Source organism: Flavobacterium aquicola, from assembly GCF_003385115.1.
Classification (GTDB): domain Bacteria; phylum Bacteroidota; class Bacteroidia; order Flavobacteriales; family Flavobacteriaceae; genus Flavobacterium; species Flavobacterium aquicola.
Map to the genome: position 1 here is coordinate 311,655 of NZ_QUNI01000003.1, position 22,517 is coordinate 334,171.

The window sequence follows — 22,517 nt, forward strand, 5'->3', positions numbered from 1 at the left end:
TTTTTATAAAAGTTATAAATTCCAATTCATTTTTTTAAATAAATCCCAAACTACAATTCCTGCGCTTACTGATATATTTAAAGAATGTTTAGTTCCCAGTTGTGGAATTTCGATGCAGCCGTCACATAAAGCCACAGCTTCCTGAGCTACGCCATAAACTTCGTTTCCAAAAACTAAAGCATATTTTTGATTCTTTTCTACTTTAAAATCTTGAAGAAATATGGAACTTTCTACTTGTTCAATCGCAAGAGTGATTATGTTTTCCTTTTTTAATTCTGATATAACTTCCAGCACATTTTCATGATGTTGCCATGCTACTGTTTCGGTTGCGCCAAGAGCTGTTTTATGAATTTCTTTATTGGGAGGAGTGGCAGTTATACCGCACAAAATTATTTTTTCAATCAAGAAAGCATCTGCAGTTCTGAAAACAGATCCAATATTATGCAGACTGCGAATGTCATCCAAAACTAAAATTAAAGGAGTCTTTTCGGATTTTTTAAAATCGTCTATTGATTTTCTTTCCAGTTCGCTGTTTTCGAGTTTTCTCATTGTTTGAATTATGTTTTATAAGAAAGGCTTCCTGAAATCAGGAAGCCTTTTCTTTTATCTTGTAAAAAATGGTATTAGCTTTTTGTTGCAGCTGGTGCAGCATCTGGTAAAACAGTACCTTTAATTGTAAGTGTTTTAGTTGGCTGTCCTTCTGCATTTGAAGTTACAGTAACTGTTTTTGTAAATGGACCAACTCTGTCTGTAGCATATCTTACTCCAATAACTCCTTTAGCACCCGGAGCAATTGGTTCTTTTGGTGTTGTAGGGACAGTACATCCGCAAGATCCTTGTGTGTTTGTGATGATTAATGGTTTGTTACCGTTGTTAGTAAATACAAACTGACGGTTTGGCTCAGCATTGTGAGCGATAGTTCCGTAATCAATTGTTTCGTTTTCAAAAACCATACCTGCACCATCTACTTTTGGTAAGGCAGCAACAGTTGTTTTTGCTTTTTTTGCTTTTTTAGAAGATTCCTGAGCATTAGAAAACGTTGTTCCTAAAACGGTTAGCATAGCTAATAGAAATATTTTTTTCATAGTTTTTTTTAGATTATTGGACAAATTTATACAAAGAAACAAAATTGTATTCTAAAATTTTCTTAAAAGAGATTTAATTTTTTTTCACCTTAGTTTTTTGCAGTATAAAATTATAAATTCGCTGAGTTTTTTATTCATTCAAATACGACAATTTTGGCAGCAAAAGATAAGATAGTTAAAGAGACTCCATTAATGAAACAGTACAACGAAATCAAAAGGAAATATCCTGATGCTTGTTTGTTGTTTCGGGTTGGGGATTTTTATGAAACCTTTGGAGAGGATGCAGTTCGGACCTCAAAAATTCTGGGCATTACGTTAACTAAAAGAGGTGCTGGTTCTGAAACTGAAACGGCATTGGCAGGTTTTCCGCATCATTCGATTAATACTTATCTACCTAAGTTAGTAAAAGCAGGACTTCGGGTTGCTATATGTGACCAGCTGGAAGATCCAAAAATGACCAAAACCATAGTGAAACGTGGAGTTACAGAGCTTGTTACGCCCGGTGTTTCCATGAATGATGAGGTTTTGCATTCAAAAACTAATAATTTTCTTGCGGCAGTTTATTTTGCCAATAAAACAATTGGAGTTTCTTTTTTAGACGTTTCTACAGGTGAATTTTTAACCGCTCAGGGAAATGCTGAGTATATTGATAAACTGCTTCAGAATTTCAATCCAAGTGAAGTTTTGGTTCCAAAGAATAATAAAACCGAATTCCGTGAAACTTTTGGAGAGGATTTTCATAATTTCTATTTGGAAGACTGGATTTTTAAAGAAGATTATGCAGTCGAAACTTTAACTAAACATTTTCAGACCGTTTCATTAAAAGGTTTTGGAGTAGAAGAGTTGAAAGAAGGAATTATAGCCTCCGGTGCTGTCCTTTATTATTTGTCCGAAACACAGCATAATAGAGTACAGCATATTACCGCTATTCAGCGAATTGCTGAAGATGCTTATGTTTGGATGGATAGGTTTACAATTCGCAATCTGGAATTGTATCACAGTTATAATCCTAATGCGGTTACTCTTTTGGATGTGATTGATAAAACGCTTTCGCCAATGGGTGGCCGTTTGTTGAAACGATGGCTGGCATTGCCGCTAAAAGATGCAAATAAAATAAAAAGCCGTCATCAGGTTGTTTCCTATTTCAAAGAAAACCAGGATGTTTTAAAAAATATTCAAAATCAAATTAAACAGATTTCAGATTTAGAGCGTTTGATCTCCAAAATTGCTACAGGAAAAGTTTCGCCGCGTGAAGTGGTGTATCTCAAGGAATCGCTTGATGCGATAATTCCGGTAAAGACACTGGCTTTGTCAAGTCCTCAGGAAGCTGTTAAGGTAATTGGAGACAGTCTGCATAGTTGTGATTTGCTGCGTGAAAAAATACAAACAACCCTAAATCAGGATGCTCCGGTGGCAATTTCTAAAGGAAATGCAATCGCTTCCGGAATCGATGCTGAGTTGGACGATTTACGTTCGATATCAACTTCTGGGAAGCAGTTTTTAGAAGGAATCGAGAAAAGAGAGTCAGAGCGTACTGGTATTTCATCGTTGAAAATATCATTTAATAATGTTTTTGGATATTACATCGAAGTTCGAAATACGCACAAAGATAAAGTTCCAGAAGAATGGATTAGAAAGCAGACATTGGTAAATGCAGAGCGCTACATTACGGAAGAGTTAAAGGAATATGAAACTAAAATTCTTGGTGCTGAAGAGAAAATTCAGAAAATTGAAAACGATTTGTTTGAGCAATTGGTGAGTTGGATTGCGACTTACATCAAACCTGTTCAAATGAATGCTAATTTGGTTGCTCAATTAGACTGTTTATGTTGTTTTACACAATTATCGATTGAAAACAAATACGTTTGTCCAGAAATTGATGAAACTTTCGAACTTGAAATAAAAGAAGGAAGACATCCAGTAATTGAAAAACAATTGCCAGTTGGAGTTCCGTATATAACTAATGATGTTTTCTTGGATAGAGAAACACAGCAATTGATTATGATTACGGGTCCGAATATGTCGGGTAAGTCGGCTATTTTGAGGCAAACAGCTTTAATTGTACTGCTGGCGCAAATGGGAAGTTTTGTTCCTGCTGAAAGCGTAAGAATGGGAATTGTAGATAAAATATTTACTAGAGTAGGGGCTTCGGATAATATTTCGATGGGAGAATCTACTTTTATGGTCGAAATGAATGAAACGGCTTCTATTTTGAATAATATATCTGATCGCAGTTTGGTTCTCCTGGACGAAATCGGTAGAGGAACGAGTACATATGACGGAATTTCGATTGCGTGGGCAATTGCAGAATTTTTGCATGAGCATCCTTCAAAGGCGAAAACATTGTTTGCGACGCATTATCACGAATTGAATGAAATGAGTGAAACAATGCCACGCATCCAGAATTATAATGTTTCTGTAAAAGAATTAAAAGACACTGTGCTTTTTATTCGAAAATTGGTAAAAGGAGGAAGTGCTCATAGTTTTGGTATTCATGTGGCTAAAATGGCGGGAATGCCACAGCTTGTAATTTCAAGAGCGCAAAAAATGCTTAAGAAATTAGAAAAAAACCATTCGAGTGAAGTTTTGAATGGAGTAAAATCTGCAAATGAGGAAATGCAGATGAGTTTCTTTAATCTAGATGATCCTTTATTGGAAGAGATCAAAGATGAGATAGTGAATCTGGATATAAATGCAATTACCCCTGTTGAAGCATTAATGAAACTCAATGAAATTAAAAGAATGCTGTCAAGAAAATAATTTTTGATTTAAAGCTATCGTTGTCAGAACGTTAAATTTTATCTTTAATTTTTTTGAAAAAAAGGTTTGTGTAATTGAATAAAAGTTCTAAATTTGCAACCGCAATACTAAACAAGTAGTGCGGTTCTTTTTAAGAATGAAATGCGAAAATAGCTCAGTTGGTAGAGCGCGACCTTGCCAAGGTCGAGGTCGCGGGTTCGAGCCCCGTTTTTCGCTCATCGTGTTACGCTCGGATGGTGAAATTGGTAGACACGCTGGACTTAAAATCCAGTGAACAGTAATGTTCGTGCGGGTTCAAGTCCCGCTCTGAGTACAAGAAAGCTTCAAACAATGTTTGGAGCTTTTTTTATTTGTATAAATTGCAATAGTTAATTGGTTTGGATTTCAATATTTTGAAATCTAAAATCTGCAATCTGAATTCTTTAATCTAAAATTATATGGGTGCTTTTGTAATTAGTAAGAGATTCGATGATCAGTATAAATTTGTATTTACTTCTAAGAAAGGCAAGGTCATTTTTACAAGTATGAAATATGAATTAAAATTTGAATCAGAAGAAGCTATTGAGTATTTTAAAAGTAATATTGGCTTGGCGGTTTTTGAGAAGCATAGATCAGCTGGAGGGAAATATTTTTTCAGGCTGTTCTTAGATGGTGCGCCTTTTGCTTTGAGCAGAAAATATACTACTGAATTAAGAGTTCAGAAGGGGATCGATGAAATCGTTAAGCATGCTTCGGATTCTGAAATTTTGGATTTTTCAGATAATGACTTGGTTTTTGCAGATTGATTTTTTGAATTTTATGAGTTATAAAAAAAAAATACCATCTTTTGCGGGATGGTATTTTTTTTGTGAAATTAATTAAATTTTAATTTGAAATAATTCCATAAAAAAAAGCTGCATAATATGCAGCTTATTTTTTTCTAGTGTAATTTAAAATTACTTAGCAGCTGGAGCTTCAGCAGCTGGAGCAGCAGTAGTGTCAGCTGGAGCAGCAGCAGTAGTGTCAGCAACAACAGCAGTAGTATCAGCAACAACAGCAGTAGTATCAGCAGCTACAGCTTCTTCAGCAGGAGCTTCAGTTTTTTTACATGATACAACAGTTAATACAGCAACAACAGCTAAACTTAAAAATACTTTTTTCATCTTAATTTAATATAAAGGTTAATTATTAATTCGTGGCAAAGATATAAAATTTTTAATATGTAAAATATTTTTTCATTTATTTTTTGAAAATAATTTTCTATCAGAACTTTAGCTTTTTCATTTGTCAAATTAAAAAAGAATCAAAAATAATCTTTTTTGAAACAGTCTTTTGGCTTACAAGGTTTTGCATTTTTGATTTTGTGACACATTTTTCATGTTTGAAATGTCTTTTACAAGCTTTTAATGTTAGCTATTTGTGCCAAAATATAACCGGTAGCTCCCTTATTTTTCTGCACAAATTCAGAACAGATTTTTCCTTGCTGATGCCTTGTTTCTCTGTTTTGAATTAATACTGAAAATGCAATTCTAAGTTCATTGGAGTTTTTTATGGCAGTGCAGCCTTTATTTTCGACCAGTTTGACGGCTTCATCAAAATGAGAAAAATTAGGGCCAATTACAATAGGAATTCCAAAAGCAGCTGGTTCTAAAAGATTATGAACGCCTGGATTTCCAAAACCGCCGCCTACATAAGCAATGTCGCCATAGCTGTATATTTTTGTCAAAATCCCTATTGTGTCTATTATAAAGACTTCAAATTGTGATAGATCTTTGTTTTCCTTTTCTGAAAATAGAACCGTTTTTTTTGAGATGTTATTTCGTAATTCCTGAATTTCTTCTGGTTTAATGTTGTGAGGTGCGATGATGAATTTTACATCGTCTTGGGAGCAATTAATGTATTCTGTTAGCAACGATTCGTCTTTTGACCATGAACTGCCAATTACTATTGTTGTTTTGCCATCTTTGAATTGTGCAATAAATTCCAGCGTATTGTCTTTGTCTAAAATGGCAGCAACTCGGTCGAATCGAGTGTCTCCAGAAATGGTGACATTGGTTTTTCCCAGCTGGGTGATTAGTTTTTTTGAGTTTTCATTCTGCACAAAAAAATGTGTGAAGGTATTTAGTGCTTTTCGGTAAAATCCTCCATACCATTTAAAAAACAATTGCTTTTCTCTGAAGATGCCGGAAATTAAATAAGTAGGAATTTGCTGTTTTTGAAGCGCATCGAGATAGTTGATCCAAAATTCATATTTAATAAAGAAAACAAGATCGGGATGTACTAGTTTTAAAAATTGCTCTGCATTTTTTGGAGTGTCTAGAGGCAGATAGACAGTTACATCTGCAACTGCATTGTTTTTACGGACTTCATATCCGGAAGGAGAAAAAAAAGTAACAATAATTTTGTGATTTTGGTATCTTTCTTTAATTTTTTCTATTACTGGCAAGCCCTGCTCGTATTCACCAAGTGAAGCGGCATGAAACCAGATAGTGCGGTCTTTTGCAGTGATTTTTTGTTGCAGAATTGAAAAAACATCTTTTCTTCCATCTACAAAAAGCTTCATTTTTGGGCTGAAAAGAGCGATAATTTTTAGTAAAATGTGGGCTAATTGAGTGATTAAATTGTAAAGAAAATGCATCTGTGTTTTTTTTGTAAAAATACATTTCTTTATGTTATTTTGATTGCTTAGAACTCATTAAATAACTATTTTTGTTGTGCTTGTCCAGATGATGTTAGATTATAATATAATTTAAGATTACGGTAAGCTTACTTTAATTAATTGTTCCTGTTAAGAGACAGGATACTAAAAAAGAATACATGAAAAAAATACAAATGGTTGACTTGAAAAGTCAATATGATAAAATCGCTTCTACTGTTAACGCTTCTATTCAAGAAGTTTTGGATACAAATACTTATATAAACGGACCTCAAGTTCATCAATTTCAAAAAGACCTGGAGATATATCTTGATGTTAAGCATGTAATTCCTTGTGCAAATGGAACTGATGCCTTACAGATTGCAATGATGGGACTGGATTTGAAACCAGGTGACGAGGTAATTACTGCCGATTTTACTTTTGCTGCTACTGTCGAAGTTATTGCTTTACTGCAGTTAACTCCAGTTTTAGTAGATGTTGATGTGGTAAATATGAATATTTCTATTGAAGCAATAAAAAAAGCAATCACACCAAAAACTAAAGCAATTGTACCAGTACATTTATTTGGACGTTCGGCTAATATGGATGAAATTATGGCAATTGCAAAAGAGCATAATCTTTATGTAATTGAAGATAATGCACAGGCTATTGGTGCAAATTATACTTTTGCCGATGGAACTAAAAAGAAAGCGGGCGTTATTGGCCACGTGAGTTCGACTTCATTTTTTCCTTCTAAAAATTTAGGATGCTATGGTGATGGTGGTGCTATTTTTACCAATGATGATGCTTTGGCTCACAAAATCAGAGGTATTGTAAACCACGGAATGTACGAACGTTATCATCATGATGTAGTGGGAGTAAATTCAAGATTAGACAGTATTCAGGCTGGTGTTTTGAATGCAAAATTACCTTTCCTGAACGAATACAATACAGCGCGCAGATTAGCAGCTTCAAAATATAATGCAGCTTTTGAAGGAAATAAAAACATTGTTACTCCAGCATTTGATTTAAATGGAGACGACCACGTTTTTCATCAGTATGTTTTGAGAATTCTGGATGCCGACAGAGATGCATTAATGCAGCACTTGCTGGATAAGGGAATTCCTTGTGCTATTTATTATCCGATTCCATTGCATTCGCAGAAAGCGTATCTGGATGTGCGTTACAAAGAAGAAGATTTTCCAGTAACAAATCAGTTAGTAAAAGAGGTAATAGCTTTGCCGATGCATACGGAATTAGACGATGAGCAAATCAAATTTATAACAGACAGTGTTTTGGAATTTTTAAAATAAATTATCATGAAGTATGTCTTTACAATTCTTGCAGTAGTTTTATTTCTGTTTTCAGGATCGGCTCAAAGTATTGTTAAATCTAAAGACGAAAATGCTGTCGCTGCTCGTGTTGAAACATTTAGGGAAGCCTTGATTGATGCTGATGGAAGTAAATTAAAAGAATTAACTTCGGATAATTTAAGTTATGGACATTCAAATGGGAATATTCAAAATCAGGCTGTTTTTATAGAAAAGATTGTAAATGGAGAATCTGATTTTGTAATGATTGAATTCCAAAATCAGACTATCGAAATTGTGGGTGATATGGCTATTGTCCGTCACAATTTGGCAGCTCACACTAAAGACGGCGGAGTAGATAAAGATATAAAAATTGGTATTATGCTCATTTGGCAGAAGCAAAAAAATAAATGGCTTCTTGTTGCAAGACAGGCTTTTAAATTACCATCATAAATAAAATAAGATGAAAATATTAGTAACGGGAGGTTTAGGTTTTATTGGTTCTCATACTGTTGTTGAATTACAAAATCAAGGTTTTGAAGTAGTTGTTATTGATAATCTTTCGAATTCTTCATTGAAGGTTTTGGACGGAATTAAAGCAATCACGGGAATTGATACTGTTTTTGAAAATTTGGATTTGCGTGAAAAAGAAAAAGTACAGGATTTTTTCAAAAGACACAATGATATTTCTGGTGTAATTCATTTTGCAGCTTCAAAAGCTGTGGGTGAGAGCGTTGAAAATCCATTACTGTATTATGAAAATAATATTAACACTTTGGTTTATCTGCTTCAGGAATTACAGCAAAAACAAGAGGCCAGCTTTATTTTTAGTTCATCCTGTACCGTTTATGGGCAAGCTGAAAAAATGCCAATTACCGAAGATGCTTCTGTTCAGCCGGCAATGTCGCCTTACGGAAATACCAAGCAGATAGGTGAGGAAATTATAACAGATACAGCTAAAGTAACTAATATCAATGCAATTTTACTGCGTTATTTTAATCCAATTGGGGCGCATCCTTCAACAGAAATTGGTGAACTGCCATTAGGAGTTCCTCAAAATTTAGTGCCGTTTATTACTCAGACTGCTTTTGGATTGCGAAAAGAATTATCCGTTTATGGAGATGATTATCCTACCCCAGACGGAACAGCGGTACGGGATTATATTCATGTAGTCGATTTGGCGAAAGCCCATGTTATAGCTTTACAGCGTTTGCTGAATAAGAAGAATTTAAATAAAGTAGAAATTTTCAATTTAGGAACAGGAACAGGAAGTTCAGTTTTAGAAGTGATTCAGTCTTTCGAGAAAGTCAGCGGACAAAAGCTTGCTTATAAAATTGTAGGCCGCAGAGAAGGAGATGTTATTTCGGCCTATGCCAATACTGATACAGCGAACAATGTTTTGGGATGGAAAGCAGCATCTACATTAGACGAAGCAATGGCAAGCGCCTGGAAATGGGAACAAAAAATCAGAAAACAGTAATTAGAAAGTAATTTTCAGTTAACAAAAATCCCAAATTATCGGTCGATAGTTTGGGATTTTTTGTTTTACTGTAGAGATGCACTGCAGTGCATCTCAACAATAAAAAAATCCCCAAAAACATAAGTTCATGAGGATTCTGTTTTTATAACTGAAATCTAAATTCTGCAGTCTGCAGTTTAAATTTTAAGCGTTCGCAGTCACCGCTTCTTTATTGATTTTTCCAATTAAACCAGCCAATACTTTTCCAGGACCAACTTCGGTAAACAAAGTTGCGCCGTCAGCAATCATCTGCTGAACCGATTGTGTCCATTTTACAGGAGCTGTCAATTGAATAATTAAGTTTTTCTTGATCTCGTCAGCGTCAGAAACGGCAGATGCAGTTACGTTTTGATATACTGGACAGATAGGAGCAGAGAATGTAGTCGCTTCAATAGCTGCCGCCAATTCTTCTCTTGCCGGTTCCATCATTGGTGAGTGAAATGCTCCTCCAACAGGTAATAATAGCGCCCGTTTTGCGCCAGCAGCTTTCATTGCTTCACAAGCTTTTTCTACAGCAGAAAATTCTCCTGAGATTACTAATTGCCCAGGACAATTGTAATTAGCAGCAACAACAACTCCGTCAATAGAAGCGCAAACTTCTTCAACAATATTATCTGCCAATCCAAGAACTGCAGCCATTGTAGAAGGTGTTATTTCGCAGGCTTTTTGCATTGCCAAAGCTCTTTGCGAAACTAATTTTAATCCGTCTTCAAAAGACAAAGCGCCATTGGCAACTAATGCCGAAAATTCTCCCAAAGAATGCCCAGCAACCATTTCTGGTTTGAAATCTTCTAGAGTTTTAGCCAAAATAACCGAATGCAGGAAAACTGCTGGCTGAGTAACTTTAGTTTCTTTCAATTCTTCGGCAGTACCTTCAAACATAATGTCTGTGATGCGGAAACCTAAAATATCATTTGCTTTTTCGAATAATTCCTTTGCTAATGGTGAGTTTTCATATAAGTCTTTGCCCATTCCTGTAAACTGTGCGCCCTGACCTGGAAATACGTATGCTTTCATAAAATCTTGTTTAAGTTTAAGGTTTCAAGTTGTGAAATTTGAAATCGGATGCAAAAATAGTGTTTTTTTAGGATTTATGTCAAAAGATAAAATTGAGATAAAAACAAAACCTCCATACTTGCTAATTAAGTATGGAGGTTTTGTATGTATAGAAAATCAGTTTTACTGAATGAATTATAATTTTATCAATTGCAGTTCGATGTTCAATTTTACTTCTTCACCTACTAAAACACCTCCGGTTTCAAGAGCTGAGTTCCAGTTTAAACCCCAGTCTTTACGGTTAATTTTTCCAGAAATGTTCAATCCTGCTTTGGTATTTCCCCATGGATCTTTCATCAAACCGCTGAATTCAGCTGGGAATTTTACAGATTTTGTAACGCCTCTCAAAGTTAAATCACCAGTCAATTCATAATCATCACCATCTTTAGTAAAAGAAGTCGCTTTGAAAGTTAATTTTGGATGGTTTTCTGCATCAAAAAAGTCACCGCTTTTCAAGTGATTGTCTCTATCCACATTATTGGTATTGATGGAATTAATGTCTGCAGAAAATTCAATAACTGCATTTTCGAAGTTATCATCTTCAGTAGTAATTGTTGCATCATAAGTTCCAAAAGTACCTGAAACATTAGTAAACATCATGTGTTTTACTTTAAAACCAATTTCTGAGTGAGTCGGGTCAATTGCCCATTTTGTAGTTGCCATAATTTTATTTTTTATTAATTAAAAATTTATTTGTTTCATTTTGATAAGGCAAATTTACAGCGATACTACCGATGGGGCACTTAACCTAGATTAAGAAATAAAACCGGCAGTATTAATTTAGTGAGTGATTTTCAAATTAGATTTTATAATTAATTTTTGGAGCAGAAAGATTAGGCATTTTCAGCCAAGATTGTTCCCGCTTTCCGTTTCAATCTTTTTGGCTGAACCCCAGCCAAAAAGGATTTTCACTGCAATCGGGGCTAAAAGGAAACATTTTTGCTTTTTTGCAATCATTCAAAAAACAACAGTTTCATTGTATAAATAAACGATTTCGCAGTTCTAATTAAAAGTTTCTACCAAAGAGAATTTTTCCAGCCACTTATTCAGGTTCAAAGAATAAATCTCGCGGTATTTAGAGATGATGTCCTGATGTTTCAGCTGAAAATCGTTATTCATCTCGTAGTTCCAGTTATTGTCTCTAAAAACGGTTTCGAAATTAAAAACATTTCCAGCCAGCATTTTATAATCGGTAACTAATTCCTGATGCAGTTCTGAATCCAGAATAGGTTTGATTTCGGCATCATAAAAAGTCATAGCCGTTTCATTTACTGCCAATCCTTTTTCAATCCAATGCTGTTCCAAAGCATCTTCTTCATACTTAAAAAAGTCAGTAATATGCTTGTCCGAAAACCAATCTGGAAGTTTTACATTAGGCTGATTTTCATTCGATTCATTATTGTCAGCATGCACTTGCGCATTTGGAATCATCGAGGAATTGTATAAATACCATTCCGAATCCATAATTAAATAAATGAGTTTTTTGGTATTTAATTTGGCAAGCCAAGTTCTGTATCTAACAATTCCATTTGGAAACAATCCCACATCAATAACCATTTTGCGTGCCTTGCCATTAATTTTAACCTCAATTATGGGAGCAACATGATAACCCCAATCGATTGTTCCGGTTGGAGAACTATTTTTTTTATCAATAAAAGAAATCTGCTGGCTGTTTGTAGAGGAATAAACAACAGGAGCAAAAACCCAGATTTTGGCACATTGAAACCCTTTAGACGCTAATAACAATCTGATGTAATGCGAAATATTATGACAATTAGCCTGCTGATAACCAAAAGGAAGCCCTGATTCTTTAATTTCTGCAAACAAAGCATTTGCTGTATCTTGATCAAGTACAGAAGTTTTTCCAGCCGTTAAAAGAGGATGCTTTTTGATAATCTTTTTGTTAAAATAATTAATGCGACACTTTATGTTATTGTGGGCGAAGTTATAAAAACTATAAAGGGGAGAGCTTATACCAAAATAAGAAATTGTTATAAAATTTCAATCGAAAATCAAACCAGCGGTATCACATCAACCTCAACTTTTACTTTATGATCGCCAGTACTAAAAATAATTCCCTTCATTGGTGACACATCGGCAAAATCTCTTCCGTAAGCCGTTACTATATGGCGCTGTTGCGGAATCATATTGTTGGTCGGGTCAAATTCGCACCAGCCCATTTCTGGAATATAGACTGAGATCCAAGCGTGCGAAGCGTCTGAACCTTCTAATTTTGGTCTGCCCACTGGCGGTAATGTTTCAATATAACCGCTTACATAACGTGCAGGAATCCCCACGCTCCGCAGACTGGCAATTGCCAAATGAGAGAAATCCTGACAAACACCTCTTCGCTCTTTGAGAACTGTTTTTAGCGGTGTATTGACATTGGTAGAACCGGATTTGAATTGGAATTCAGTATATATTTTTTTGATTAAATTTAATACAGCATCAAAAAGAGGCATTTTTGGAAGCAGACAGCTTTCTGCAAATGCGGTAATTTCTTCGTCCCAAGTAATGAATTGGCTTGGAAGCTGATATTGTAAAACTTCAATTTTGAGAGTGCGGTCGATTGTGAATTTTAATCTGGCTTCTTCGCAGGTTATTGGATTTAAAGTTAACTGTGTAGCATTTTTCAATACTTCGACCTCACTGGAAACCGTAACTTTTAATGATTTATGCGATTGATGAAGCGAAAAATAATGCTGGATGTTTCCGAAATAATCCGTGCGGGAATATATTTTGGAAGGTTTTGGCTCAATTTCTATATTGAAATTTTTGCATATCTGTTTCGCAGAATTTTGAGGCTGAAGACACAAAATACTTTGGTAATTATGAACCTCATTGACGTAGGTATAAAGTGTCTGATGTTTTAGTTTATATTTCATCGGATTCGCTATTTTCAAGTGTGTCTAAAACGGAATGCTGGATTACAGAATGATTAAAATATAGGCTTGATAAATTGTTGGAAACATCGCACATCAATTCAAAAACATCCGAAAGCGTCTGGTCTAATTTAGATCGGAATTGTGTTTTTTCATCAACTTGTATCAGGCTGTCGGCATCAATTAAATTGATAATTGTGCTGGCTTTCAAAGCTGATTTTTCGGCAATGCTCAATCGGTTTGGCTCATTGGTTTTTGGTAATTTAGAAAGATAATGAGTGAGAGTATTTAGTAAAAAAGAAAGCGTGTACGTTAAGTTTTTTTCTAAAAACACCATATTAATCACGGCTTTCAGACTTAAATGCGATTTGTATATATTCCTGTATTGTGCTAGTAAATGATGATTTTCTAATATAGCTTCCATCAGAACGGCTTCATCTTCCTCGGCTTTTTTGTAATTGAAAGCCGTACGAAAAACCGAAATTAAAGATAAAATTCGTTCTACATTTTTTCCGGCTTCCATCAGATAGAAACCATTATCACGTGGTAATGTTTCGTAAATATTGCCATAAAATGAAAAAAGACGAATGTGCAGTTTATCTAAAGAATGATTAACGTGATTGATGTTATTTGTTTTTTTAAGCGTAAAATGAATGTCTTCCAGTAAATTGATAATCTGCCGGGTGTCGTTGTTCCATTTTTCACTAACCTGATTAATGGTATTGAGCAATGACTGCATATTATAAACGACCGAACCTACTTTTTTGGAATCATTAATCAGTAAAAGCAGTTCCGTAATCGGATTTACAAAAATAGCATCGTTGTCAAATACTTCTCCGTCTTTGGCTTCTTTTCCAACAAATCCTGGATAAGTCTGTGTAAGATGCGTAAGTGATTTTAATAAAACGATTAAAAACTCAGGCTGTTCATTGCCGTGTTTAACCACATTTTCGTTGAGTCTGTTCAGAATGATTTTCAGGAAACTGCGCAAAGCCATTGTTCTTTCGCACAAACGGCCTAACCAAAATAAATTTTCGGCATTTCGGCTTGTCAGAGAATTATTGAGCTGGTTGTTAGTGTTTTTTCGTTCAACCGATTTTTCCTGATATTCTGTCGGCGTATCTGTAATAATCCAAGTATCTTTTGAAATACCGCCTAATTGATTTGAAATTTCAAACTTGTCTTTGACCGCCGAACTTCTGGTCAAACCGCCCTGCATGACTTGGTAATCATCTCCGTCTGCTATCAAAAAAGCACGGATTGCAGCATATCTGGGTTCTATAGTTCCATTGATAAAAGCCGGAGTTGTTGATAAACTCACTTCTTCCTGCGCCACATATTCTTTAGGATTTTTTTGAATCTGTTTTTTTAAATCTTCCAGCTGTTCAATATTCAGTAAACGTGCATAAATGGATCTGAAGCCTTGTTTTCGGTTGGTTTTTTTTATGATTAATTTAGGCAGATTAGTTAAGACATAATCCAATTCTTTGGTATGTCCGCACCACCAAGTAGCAATCGAACTGATTAATAAAGGTTCTTTCAGCAGAAATTTACAGGCATTCTGCATAAAAGCCATCAGGCCGTAATTTTCTAAAATACTGGTTCCGGGAGGATTCACAACTGAAATATTTCCTAAACGGATTACCTGCAGTAAACCGGGAATCCCAAGCAAAGAATCTCTGCGAAGTTCCAGCGGGTCGCACCATACATCATCCAATCGTTTGATAATTACATCAACTCGTTCCAGCTGATCGATAGATTTTAGCCACACAAAACCATCCCTAACCAATAAATCATTTCCCTGCACTAAAGTATAACCTAAATAAGAGGAAAGATAAACGTGTTCAAAATAGGTTTCGTTTCCGGGGCCAGGAGTCAGGAAAACCACATTTGGATTTTCATTGGAGTTGTTTCCTAATGAATCAACGGTTTGCTGTAATTGGCTGAAGTAAGGCGAAAGTTTTTTTCGATAGGTTTTTTTATTGAGTTCAGGGAAAACCTTACTCATTACAACTCTGTTTTCGAGAGCATATCCCGCACCCGAAGGCGCTTGAGTCCGGTTGTCCAGCAGCCACATTTTTCCGTCAGGACCTCGGGCCAAATCTACTGCGTAATTCAGTAAATTTTTGTTGTGCTTCTGTTTAATATCAAAACAAGGCAGCAGAAAACCAGCATTGTCAAAAACTAATTCGGCAGGTATTATCGCATTTTTGATTAAGGTTTGGGGACCGTAAAGATCTTTTAAAATTAAATCTAATAAATGAGCTCTCTGTTTTAATCCTTTTTCAATAGTTTTCCACTCCGACTCGTGAATTAAAAATGGAATAGGATCTAGTTTCCAGGCACGATTCGATTCCTGATTAGAATCATAAACATTATAGGTAACTCCGTTTTCTTTTAATTTTTTTACAATTTCCTGATTGCGTAATTCTAATTCATCAATTCCAATGGATTCTAAGGTGTCAAAAAGCCCTTTCCAATACGGTTTTATCTCTCCGTTTTGGTCAAGCACTTCGTCGTATGAATTTATTTTTTCTTTATATGATTGGAGCAGTCCCAGTGAAATATCTTGAATCATTTGTTAATTGTAAATGAATTACGTTTTTATAATTGACAAAATAATGGTTTTTAGAGCGAACAGCAATGCAATTGTTCTATTCTTTTGCTTTCCAATAATGTCTTAAATCCAAAGTGTAAGGGTATTCAGGGTTAATGAGTTCTATAGGCGTATCCAGCCGCAGTTCCGATTTAGATTCTACTAAAAATCGGGAAGTTGCATTGCTGTTTGAAATCATTTCTTTCTCCTTTTCTACATCTTCAAGACCAGCTGAAGGTGTGTGTCCAAAATCCCAAAAACGGCTTATTTTTCTTGATTCTGCTTCAAAACTATTTACGGGAAAACTGTCAAAGCTTCTTCCGCCGGGATGGGTTACAAAATAAGTACAGCCACCAATTACTTTATTGTTCCAAGTATCAACTAAGTCAAAAACCAGCGGTACATCAATTCCGATATTAGGATGCAGTGCCGATGGCGGATTCCATGATTTATAACGGATTCCTGCTACATATTCTCCTTTTGTACCAGTGCTTCTTAATGGAATTCGGCATCCTTTGCATAATAAAATGTGACGTTCGGGCACAATTCCAGAGACTTTTACCTGCAGTCGCTCTAGTGAAGAATCGACAAACCGTGAGGTTCCAGAGCTGGAAAGTTCTTCGCCAAGTACGTGCCAAGGTTCTATTCCCAATCTTATTTCCAATTGAATATTATCAATTGTCACATTTCCATGATGCGGATATCTAAATTCGAAGAAAGGATCAAACCATGAAATATCAAAATTATATCCGGCATCTTTCAAATCATTAACCACATCAATCATATCCAGATAGGCAAAATGAGGTAACAAAAATTTGTCATGCAGTTCAGTTCCCCAGCGGATCAGTTTTTTATCGTATGGGTTTTTCCAGAATTTGGCAACCAGTGAACGGACTAATAAATTTTGAACCAAATTCATGTGCTTGTGCGGAGGCATGTCAAAAGCTCTTAATTCTAATATTCCCAAACGCCCTGTTGACGAATCGGGAGAATATAATTTATCGATGCAGAATTCTGTACGGTGCGTATTTCCAGTAATATCAGTTAATAGGTTTCTAAAAATCCTGTCCACCATCCAGAAAGGAACTTCTCTGTCTTTTGGGATTTGTTCAAAGGCAATTTCCATTTCATACAAGCGCTCGTCACGGCCTTCGTCAATTCGTGGTGCCTGACTTGTTGGTCCAATAAAAGGTCCGGCAAAAAGGTAGCTCAAAACAGGATGATGCTGCCAATAAGTAATTAAACTCTGCAATAAATCTGGTCTTCGTAACAGCGGACTGTCTTCAGGTCTTTCTGCTCCTAAGGTTACGTGATTTCCTCCACCAGTTCCAGTATGACGGCCGTCAACCATGAATTTGTCGGTGCCTAAACGGGACAGAAATGCCTCTTCGTATAATGCTGTTGTGTTATCTACAATTTCCTGCCAGGATTTTGCCGGATGCACATTCACTTCAATTACACCAGGATCCGGAGTAACCATCATTTTCTCCACCCTGTAATCGGTCTTTGGCTGATAGCCTTCAATTCGTACAGGCATCTGTAATTTTTCGGCAGTATTTTCTATCGAAGTTATTAAGTCGATATAATCTTCTAAATAATCAGTTGGCGGCAGAAAAACATAAAGCATTCCGTCGCGTTCCTGAATGCACATTGCTGTAATGAAAGTATCCACTTCAAACACTGAAGGGTCTACTTCCTTTTTAGTCTCTTTTTTGGTCGAAACTTTTTTGACTGCTTCAAAAATTTTTGAAATAGTTCCGTAGCGTTTTTTTACTTTTTCGGAGTAATCCCCTAATGGAGGGAGATCTTCAAATAAACTTCTGTCAACAACTGTTTCTCTTTTGTTTTTCGAAACCTTTGGCAGGGAATCTAACGGCAGACGCAGACCAATTGGAGAATTTCCAGGAATTAAAAAACAATTCCCTCTCCTGAATTCCCAAGCACAGCTTTCCCAATTGTCCTGACCATAATTTTTCCGTATTGGCAAAACAAAACCTGACGGATTGTTTAAACCTTTTTCTAAAACCTTGGCAAGATTATGACGTTCAATAGAATCCTTTAGATTTACTTTCAAAGGATCTAAATTCACTGGTAGCTTGCCTTCTTCAAGAGCCCAATAGATTGGGTCTTCGTAAGCAGGCAATATATTTTTAGTATCAATTCCTAAAAATTTTGTCAATTCGACAGCAAATTTTTCAGCATCGTGAAAAGTAAATTGAGTTTCACCTTCTTTGGCTACCAGAGCATCATTTTTCCAAAGAGGAAATCCGTCTTTTCTCCAGAATAATCCATATTGCCAGCGGGGAAATAATTCTCCGGGATACCATTTTCCCTGCCCAAAATGCAGTAAACCTCCGAAAGCAAACCGTTGTTTTAAACGAAGGGCCAAATCGTAAGCCAGTTTTCGTTTCAGCGGGCCATCAGCAGCGGTATTCCATTCGGCACCTTCAAAATCGTCAATAGAAATAAAGGTTGGTTCACCGCCCATAGTCAGGCGGACATCCCCTGCAATAAGGTCGTTCTCAACAACATTTCCAACGGCCATGATGTCTTCCCATTGTCTGTCAGAATACGGTTTGGTTACCCGCGGATCTTCATGAATTCGGGTCACTTTGTTTTCGAAATCAAAAGTCACTTCACATTTTTCAGTAGCCCCAGTTACAGGCGCTGCGCTTAGATAATGAGGAGTACAGCACAACGGAATGTGTCCTTCACCTGCAAAAAGTCCCGAAGTAGGATCAAGTCCAATCCACCCTGCACCTGGCAGATACACTTCTGCCCAAGCATGTAAATCGGTAAAATCATTTTCGGGTCCGGAAGGGCCGTCAAGAGATTTTATATCTGGCGCTAATTGTACAATATAACCGGAAACAAAACGTGCTGCTAAACCAAAATGGCGTAAAATATGAATTAACAGCCATGCAAAATCCCTGCAGGAACCGCTTTTCAGCCTTAATGTCTGTTCGGGTGTCTGCACACCGGCTTCCATCCGCAGATTATAAGTCAGTGTTTTATAAACCACTTGATTCAGATAAACTAAAAAATCATTTATTTCTAAAGAGTCATTTACTTTTATGCCTTCAATGAATTTTAAGAATGTCGGACTTTCTTCGCTTAGTTTCAAGTAAGGAACCAATTCCTGTTCGAGGAGAGTGTCGTACTTAAACGGAAACTTCTGAGCATATTCTTCTACAAAATAATCAAATGGGTTAATGACCTGAAGTTTTGCAATTACTTCGACCTCGACTTTTAATTCTTTGATTTTTTCGGGAAAAACAATTCTGGCCTGATAGTTTCCAAAAGGATCCTGCTGCCAATTAATGAAATGATTTTCTGGACTGATTTTAAAAGAATATCCCTCTATGGCTGTTCTTGAATGCACTGCAGGACGAAGTCTGAAAATATGCGGGAATAATTTAACGCTTTGGTCAAATTTGTATATTGTTTTGTGGGAAATGGCTATTTTTATTGACATAAGAAAGTTTTTTTTATGACACAATTCCGTTTATACAAATATTGAAAAAAAATCACTGTTTAACGAATTTTAATGATAATAATTTATTAAAAATAAACTTAAATACTGTTTATTAAGTAATTTTAAATCTTTTTATTGATAATATCTTAATGTTTGATATTGAAAAACAGTTTCAAAAAGTATAAAATGTTACCATAAAGTATATTTAAGTTTAATACTGCTTTATTTCATTTGGGCTTTGTAACTTAGTATTTCGATAATTATCACAAATTAGTAAGCTGACTGACCAGCATTATTAATATCAGAAATTCAAAAAAATAGATAAACATGTCAAACATTGGATTAATTATAGAAGAACGTTCGGCTGATATTGGAAACTTTCTTGTGGGCAGATTGCTGCCTTTTCGTGAAAAACGAGCAGTAGGGCCTTTTGTGTTTTTGGATCACATGGGACCAGCCTTTCTCAAAGATTATCAAAATTTAGATGTGCCTCCGCATCCGCATATCGGACTTTCGACACTTACTTATTTGTTCGAAGGTGCCATACTGCACAGAGACAGCGTGGGAACCGAAATGGAAATTACGCCAGGCGCGGTCAATTGGATGACAGCAGGAAAAGGAGTAGTGCATTCGGAACGGACACCGGAATATTTGAGAACGACCGATAAAAGTCTCCACGGACTGCAGATTTGGGTCGCATTGCCAAAAGAAAAAGAAAATATTGAACCGTCGTTTGTGCATGTAGAAGCCAAAGATATTCCCGAATGGCAGCAGGATAATGTTACTGTAAAACTAATTGCCGGAGAAGCTTTTGGAAAAAAATCGCCTGTGCCAGTTTACAGTCCGCTGTATCTGATCGAAATTAAAAGTACATCCAAAGCAACGCTGAATATCGGTAAAGATCTTTTTGGAGAAAGCGCTTTGTATATTTTGGAAGGCGAAATTATAAATGATGGAAACACCTATGGTTCAAAACAAATTTTGGTCGCAAAGGAAAGCAGTCTCTGCCAATTCGAAATGAGTGAAAACAGTACCGTCTATATTTTTGGAGGCGAACCATTTCCCGAAGAACATTTCATCTTTTGGAATTTTGTGCATTCGGATAAAGCGGTAATTGAAAAAGCAAAGCAGGACTGGACCGATCAAAAATTCCCAAAAGTTCCCAATGAAACGGAGTTTGTACCCCTGCCGCAACCAAGAGTGAGATAGTTTATTTTTATCTGCTGACTATTAAAAATTAGGGCATGACCGCAAGGGTCGGGCTTTCCACTGTATTCCCAATTAACAAAAACTACGGCAAAAAAAGCCTTGTTTTTCTAAATCGGGGATGCCGTTTCAATCCCTCATGCAAATTTAGTTTTCATAATAACTTTTCCGAATGGCAGAGAATATGAGGTGTATTTAAAAAATGGATTCATGTTTTTTCCAAATTCTTAGGTAAATAAGTCAAGGGGTGATTGGATGTAAATCTTAGCTGTGGTTGATTTTAATCAGTTTTATAATTTGATTATTTTGTATATTTGATAACACACTGCAATCGAAAATGTAATTTTTTCTTCATGCAGTGTTTTTTTAATAGAAAGATTATTTAGAATATAATGGATTAAAAATAAACTTCCGCTGTGATTTAATTATATGATGTAGCAGCAACAGGAAGTTATAATTGAGCTGTTTTTACAATAAACAGAAAAATATTACCGTTGAGTTATAACTAAAAGGAAAATCTATGAAAGTCTCTGTTACTCGAAAAAATATAAAATTCACACCTGATTCTAGCAGAGTTGTTGCTAGATATTTTATGAACGGAGAAGAAAGGACCAAAGAATTGATTGGCCGTATATTGATGATGAGTAATACCGAAGTCAATAATACTTTGGAACAAATAAATAGAGAATTTGCAAGACGGCATCGCAATCTTTCGGCTTTATTTCACAGGCACTATGATAAGTCCAAACATATCCTTAAGCACATGCAGGTCAATGATTCCGATCTTTCAGAGGAGCGAAAGATGCTTATTGGCTCTTATCTTACTATGGAATATTCCATTGAATCTGCTGCATTTTTCAATCCGTCCATAGTCGAAGATTTTGATCAGTCTGGTTTGGAAAAGGGAGAGAAACGCGTCGTTATTTCGTTTCGGGCAACTGGTGAGGGACACGTTTCATCGATTGTATTTAGAAGAGGAATTATCGATAAAGACAATAGTCTAAAGATGATGCGAATTGGTGATAGTATTGATAAAGCTGAGGTGCTGCATAAAATGATGTTCAATAAAAAGCGCATTCTTTCCAAGCTAGCAGAACTTCATACTTTAGATATTTATTCTTCAATCCTGCTTGATCTGCCGGAAGTATTTGAATATTCAGTATTCAAAAATCTGCTAAAGAAAGAATTAGAAAATCCAAATATTAATAAAGAAAAGAAAGAAGCTTTCGAAGAAGTGCTTTGGGTGATGAATTCTTTTTATGATATACAATTCAAACATGATTCGGATATTTCAGAACGTGTTATATTTCCAATTTCTGAAGCAGAAAGCCGCGGAATTGAAGATGCCCGTTTTGTGCGATTTACAGATGATGATGGTTCAGAAAGTGTAATCGGAACCTACACTGCTTATAACGGACATGCTATTCTTCCTAAATTAATTACTACCGAAGATTTTTATACTTTTAGAGTAATGCCTTTGTACGGCGAGGGGTCAACTGGTAAAGGAATGGCTTTGTTTCCTAAGAAAATTAAAGGGAAATATGCAATGCTGGGCAGAATGGACGGCGTCAATAATTATTTAATGTATTCATCAAAAGTGAATGAATGGAAAACTCCACAGCTAATTCAGAAACCTGAATATGCGTGGGAATTCACGCAAGTCGGGAATTGTGGTTCACCATTATGGACAGAGCAGGGCTGGCTTGTTATAACCCATGGTGTAGGAGCGATGAGACGGTATTGTATTGGAGCTTCATTATTTGATTTGGAAGATCCATCAAAAGAAATTGGAAGACTTCCTGAGCCTTTATTGGCTCCTTTAGAAGAAGAGCGTGAAGGTTATGTGCCAAATGTGGTTTATTCCTGTGGTTCTATAATTCACAATAACAGTCTTATACTGCCTTATGCAGTTTCCGATTATTCCTCTACTTACGCCGTAATTGATATGGCCGAATTGCTTGAAGCGTTGCTGGACAGCAAGAAAATAAAGGGATTATAAACGGTATACTATTTT

At 35.9% G+C, this 22,517-nt stretch carries 17 protein-coding genes and 2 tRNA genes; 9 read left to right on the plus strand and 10 right to left on the minus strand.

The annotated features are described in order from the left end of the window. Nucleotides 1-12: 12 nt before the first annotated feature. Nucleotides 13-549 carry an RNA methyltransferase gene (locus C8P67_RS06490; RefSeq protein WP_115811561.1) on the minus strand — a complete coding sequence of 179 codons (537 nt, stop codon included), beginning with the start codon at nt 547-549 and terminating at the stop codon, nt 13-15. A gap of 74 nt (nt 550-623) precedes the next feature. Next, complete coding sequence (locus C8P67_RS06495; RefSeq protein ID WP_115811563.1) at nt 624-1,085, minus strand: DUF1573 domain-containing protein; 462 nt, start codon at nt 1,083-1,085, stop codon at nt 624-626. A gap of 153 nt (nt 1,086-1,238) precedes the next feature. Here C8P67_RS06495 and mutS point away from each other — a divergent pair, with 153 nt between their 5' ends. The 4 genes from mutS (at nt 1,239) to C8P67_RS06515 (ending at nt 4,630) form a co-directional block, all read left to right on the plus strand. Further along, nucleotides 1,239-3,845, plus strand: a complete 2,607-nt coding sequence (gene mutS, locus C8P67_RS06500) for a DNA mismatch repair protein MutS (RefSeq protein WP_170141421.1) — start codon at nt 1,239-1,241, stop codon at nt 3,843-3,845. Between the two features lie 143 nt (nt 3,846-3,988). Then, nucleotides 3,989-4,061: transfer RNA gene (locus C8P67_RS06505), tRNA-Gly, on the plus strand. An 11-nt stretch (nt 4,062-4,072) separates the two neighbouring features. Then, nucleotides 4,073-4,158: transfer RNA gene (locus tag C8P67_RS06510), tRNA-Leu, on the plus strand. Between the two features lie 211 nt (nt 4,159-4,369). Then, a complete protein-coding gene (locus tag C8P67_RS06515; protein WP_317125442.1) occupies nt 4,370-4,630 on the plus strand; it encodes a YegP family protein in 261 nt (86 codons plus the stop codon). A gap of 150 nt (nt 4,631-4,780) precedes the next feature. Here C8P67_RS06515 and C8P67_RS06520 read toward each other — a convergent pair whose 3' ends face one another. Both C8P67_RS06520 and C8P67_RS06525 read right to left on the minus strand, forming a co-directional pair. Further along, nucleotides 4,781-4,987 (minus strand): hypothetical protein, encoded by a 207-nt coding sequence (locus tag C8P67_RS06520; protein WP_115811567.1) that lies wholly within the window; start codon nt 4,985-4,987, stop codon nt 4,781-4,783. Between the two features lie 230 nt (nt 4,988-5,217). Continuing rightward, the gene (locus C8P67_RS06525) at nt 5,218-6,462 is read right to left on the minus strand and encodes a 3-deoxy-D-manno-octulosonic acid transferase (RefSeq protein ID WP_115811569.1); all 1,245 of its coding nucleotides are present in this window, start codon (nt 6,460-6,462) and stop codon (nt 5,218-5,220) included. Nucleotides 6,463-6,641: 179 nt separating this feature from the next. Here C8P67_RS06525 and C8P67_RS06530 point away from each other — a divergent pair, with 179 nt between their 5' ends. Genes C8P67_RS06530 through galE form a run of 3 tightly spaced genes read left to right on the plus strand, consistent with a single transcriptional unit; the run spans nt 6,642 to nt 9,249 of the window. Continuing rightward, nucleotides 6,642-7,772 (plus strand): DegT/DnrJ/EryC1/StrS family aminotransferase, encoded by a 1,131-nt coding sequence (locus tag C8P67_RS06530; protein ID WP_115811571.1) that lies wholly within the window; start codon nt 6,642-6,644, stop codon nt 7,770-7,772. Nucleotides 7,773-7,778: 6 nt separating this feature from the next. Continuing rightward, nucleotides 7,779-8,222, plus strand: a complete 444-nt coding sequence (locus tag C8P67_RS06535) for a nuclear transport factor 2 family protein (RefSeq protein WP_115811573.1) — start codon at nt 7,779-7,781, stop codon at nt 8,220-8,222. Nucleotides 8,223-8,232: 10 nt separating this feature from the next. Continuing rightward, nucleotides 8,233-9,249, plus strand: coding sequence for a UDP-glucose 4-epimerase GalE (gene galE, locus C8P67_RS06540; protein WP_115811575.1), 1,017 nt, complete (start codon nt 8,233-8,235; stop codon nt 9,247-9,249). A 183-nt stretch (nt 9,250-9,432) separates the two neighbouring features. Here galE and fabD read toward each other — a convergent pair whose 3' ends face one another. The 6 genes from fabD to C8P67_RS06570 form a co-directional block, all read right to left on the minus strand. Next, complete coding sequence (fabD, locus tag C8P67_RS06545; RefSeq protein WP_115811577.1) at nt 9,433-10,305, minus strand: ACP S-malonyltransferase; 873 nt, start codon at nt 10,303-10,305, stop codon at nt 9,433-9,435. A gap of 174 nt (nt 10,306-10,479) precedes the next feature. Then, the gene (locus C8P67_RS06550) at nt 10,480-11,007 is read right to left on the minus strand and encodes a YceI family protein (RefSeq protein WP_115811579.1); all 528 of its coding nucleotides are present in this window, start codon (nt 11,005-11,007) and stop codon (nt 10,480-10,482) included. A 339-nt stretch (nt 11,008-11,346) separates the two neighbouring features. Next, on the minus strand, nt 11,347-12,171 hold the full coding sequence (locus tag C8P67_RS06555; RefSeq protein WP_211319894.1) for a protein-glutamine glutaminase family protein: 825 nt from the start codon (nt 12,169-12,171) through the stop codon (nt 11,347-11,349). A 185-nt stretch (nt 12,172-12,356) separates the two neighbouring features. Further along, complete coding sequence (locus tag C8P67_RS06560; RefSeq protein ID WP_115811583.1) at nt 12,357-13,229, minus strand: transglutaminase family protein; 873 nt, start codon at nt 13,227-13,229, stop codon at nt 12,357-12,359. Beyond that, nucleotides 13,219-15,804 (minus strand): circularly permuted type 2 ATP-grasp protein, encoded by a 2,586-nt coding sequence (locus C8P67_RS06565; RefSeq protein WP_115811585.1) that lies wholly within the window; start codon nt 15,802-15,804, stop codon nt 13,219-13,221. The genes C8P67_RS06560 and C8P67_RS06565 overlap by 11 nt, the downstream gene beginning before the upstream one ends. A gap of 76 nt (nt 15,805-15,880) precedes the next feature. Next, nucleotides 15,881-19,297, minus strand: a complete 3,417-nt coding sequence (locus C8P67_RS06570; protein ID WP_115811587.1) for a transglutaminase family protein — start codon at nt 19,295-19,297, stop codon at nt 15,881-15,883. Nucleotides 19,298-19,624: 327 nt separating this feature from the next. Between C8P67_RS06570 and C8P67_RS06575 the strand changes: the two genes are divergently transcribed. Both C8P67_RS06575 and C8P67_RS06580 read left to right on the plus strand, forming a co-directional pair. Further along, entirely contained in the window at nt 19,625-20,506 is an 882-nt protein-coding gene (locus tag C8P67_RS06575; protein WP_115811589.1) for a pirin family protein, read from the plus strand. Between the two features lie 517 nt (nt 20,507-21,023). Next, nucleotides 21,024-22,502, plus strand: a complete 1,479-nt coding sequence (locus C8P67_RS06580) for a glycoside hydrolase family 130 protein (RefSeq protein WP_115811591.1) — start codon at nt 21,024-21,026, stop codon at nt 22,500-22,502. Nucleotides 22,503-22,517: the final 15 nt, after the last annotated feature.